This is a genomic window from Streptomyces glaucescens (genome assembly GCF_002154375.1).
In the GTDB taxonomy this organism is placed as follows: domain Bacteria; phylum Actinomycetota; class Actinomycetes; order Streptomycetales; family Streptomycetaceae; genus Streptomyces; species Streptomyces glaucescens.
In genome coordinates this window covers 1-2269 of the sequence record NZ_MUND01000244.1, presented here as the reverse complement: position 1 = coordinate 2269, position 2269 = coordinate 1, and the positions used below count along the sequence as shown (strand labels likewise).

The 2269-nt window shown below is 72.8% G+C and carries 1 protein-coding gene; it reads left to right on the top strand.

Annotated features, from left to right (window positions below):
* The coding region (pepN, locus tag CCN42_RS17215) for an aminopeptidase N (RefSeq protein WP_086736749.1) at window positions 1-2212 on the top strand (2212 nt) is incomplete at its 5' end.
* Between the last annotated feature and the right edge of the window lie 57 nt (window positions 2213-2269).

Below are 2269 nucleotides of genomic sequence, written 5' to 3'. Positions count from 1 at the left end.
CTACTCCCGCACCGGCGAGGGCATGCACCGCTTCACCGACCCCACCGACGGCGAGACCTACGTCTACACCCAGCTGTTCATGGACGACGTCCAGCGCGTCTTCGCCGCATTCGACCAGCCCGACCTCAAGTCCGTCTTCGAACTGTCGGTGAGGGCGCCCGAGGGCTGGACCGTCCTCGCCAACGGCATCACCGAGCACACCGACGGCCTGTGGACGGCGGCACCGACCCCGCTGATCTCCACCTACCTCGTCGCCGTCGCGGCCGGCCCCTGGCACTCGGTGCGCACCGAGCACCGCGGCCTGCCCTTCGGCATCCACTGCCGCCGCTCCCTCGCCCCCTACCTGGACGCGGACGCCGAGGAGCTCCTCGAGATCACCCAGCAGTGCTACGACCGCTACCACGAGAAGTTCGAGGAGCCGTACCCCTTCGACTCCTACGACCAGGCCTTCGTCCCCGAGTTCAACGCGGGCGCGATGGAGAACCCGGGACTGGTCACCTTCCGTGACGAGTTCGTCTACCGCTCCGCCGTCACCGACACCGAGCGGCAGACCCGCGCGATGGTCATCGCCCACGAGATGGCCCACATGTGGTTCGGCGACCTCGTCACCCTCAAGTGGTGGGACGACATCTGGCTGAACGAGTCCTTCGCCGAGTACATGGGCTACCAGACCCTCATCGAGGCGACCCGCTTCACCGACACCTGGACCGACTTCGGCGTCGTCCGCAAGGCCTGGGGCTACGACGCCGACCAGCGCCCCTCCACCCACCCCGTCGCCCCCGAGGCCGTCGAGGACACCGCCTCCGCGCTGCTCAACTTCGACGGCATCTCCTACGCCAAGGGCGCCTCCGCGCTGCGCCAGCTCGTCACCTGGCTCGGCGAGAAGGACTTCCTCGCCGGCATCAACACCCACTTCGCCAGGCACCGGTTCGGCAACGCCACCCTCGCCGACTTCATCGACTCCCTCGCCTCCGCCACCGAGCGCGACGTGCCCGCCTGGGCGGACGCCTGGCTGCGCACCACCGGCGTCGACACCCTCACCCCGGGCGTCACCCCCGCCGCCGACGGCACCTGCCTTCTCACCGTCGGCCACGCGGGCAGCCGCCCGCACCGCATCGCCGTCGGCCTGTACGACCTGGACCTCACCGACGAGGGCCGCCTCGCCCTGCGCGAACGCCTGGAACTCGACGTCCCGCAGACCGCCCCGCAGCCCATCGGCAAGCGGCCCGCCCTGCTGCTGCCCAACGACGGCGACCTCACCTACGCCAAGGTCCGCTTCGACCCCGAGTCGTTCGAGGCGGTCCGCTCCCACCTGTCCGGGCTGCCCGAACCGCTCTCCCGCGCGGTGGTGTGGAACGCGCTGCGGGACGCCGTCCGCGACGGCGAACTCCCGGCCGCCGCCTACCTGGAGGCCGCCCGCGCCCACCTCCCGCACGAAACCGACCTCGCCCTCGTCCAGGGCGTCCTCGGCTTCGCGACCGGGCAGATCGCCGACCGCTACCTGGCTCCCGAGGCCCGCCCGCAGGCCCTCGCCACCCTCGCCGACCTCTGCCGCGACCTGCTGCGCCGCACCGAGGACGGCGATAACCCCGGCCTGCGCCTGATCGCCGTACGGCACTTCATCGACACCGCCGCCCACTCTCACGCCATCGCCGCCTGGCTCGCCGACGGCACCGTCCCCGGCGGCCCCGAACTCGACCCCGAGCTGCGCTGGCGCATCCTCGGCCGGCTCGCCGTCCTCGGCGACACCGACGAAGCGGCCATCGCCGCCGAACTGGACCGTGACCCCAGCGCCACCGGCCAGGAGGGCGCCGCCCGCTGCCGCGCCGCGCTGCCCGACCCGGAGGTCAAGCAGCGCGCCTGGGAAGCGATGTTCACCGGCGACGACCTCTCCAACTACCTCTTCACCGCCACCGCCCAGGGCTTCTGGCAGCCGGAACAGGCCGACCTCGTCCGCGAGTACGTGCCGCGTTTCTACGCCGACGCCGTCGCCGTCGCCGCCCGGCGTGGGCCCGCCATCGCCGAGGCCGCCGGCCGCTGGGCGTTCCCCGCGCACGCCGTCGACACCGAGACGCTGGCCCTCGGCGAGCAGTGCCTGCGCGACGCCGGCCCGATCCCCGCCCTGCGCCGCAAGCTCGTCGACCAACTCGACGACCTCGCCCGCGCGTTGCGGGTCCGGGAAGCGGCCGAGGCCCAGGCCCCCCGGGCCTAGGGGGTGTCGTCGAACTCCCGTCGTCGTCCGCAGGACGGCCCTGCGGCGTCCGGTGCG